The sequence below is a fragment of the Prevotellamassilia timonensis genome (assembly GCF_021531665.1).
In the GTDB taxonomy this organism is placed as follows: Bacteria; Bacteroidota; Bacteroidia; order Bacteroidales; family Bacteroidaceae; genus Alloprevotella.
Window position 1 is genome coordinate 1 of the sequence record NZ_JADYUH010000196.1, and the last position, 296, is coordinate 296.

At 50.0% G+C, this 296-nt stretch carries 1 protein-coding gene; it reads right to left on the bottom strand.

What is annotated here, in order from left to right; translation table 11 throughout:
* Positions 1-106: 106 nt before the first annotated feature.
* The coding region (locus I6E40_RS10820; protein WP_235387293.1) for a hypothetical protein at positions 107-296 on the bottom strand (190 nt) is incomplete at its 5' end.

The window sequence follows — 296 nt, forward strand, 5'->3', positions numbered from 1 at the left end:
AGAAAAACTAGGAGCGCACCTAGGAAAAACTAGGAGCGCACCTAAGAAAAACTAGGAGCGCACCTAGGAAAAATTAGGAGCGCACTCGGTTAAAATTAGCCTTCTCCTAATTTCGCTTAGGTACGTTCCTAAGTAAACTGCGCGCCGTTGCAGTGTAGGGTTTGCGCGCCGTTGCAGTGTAGGGTTTGCGCGCCGTTACAGTGCAGGGTTTGCGCTCCGTTTCGTGTAGGGTTTTGAACGCTTCCATGTAGCGTTCTGTGTAGGGTTTACCCCCACCTTTCGTGTAGGGTTTTGAA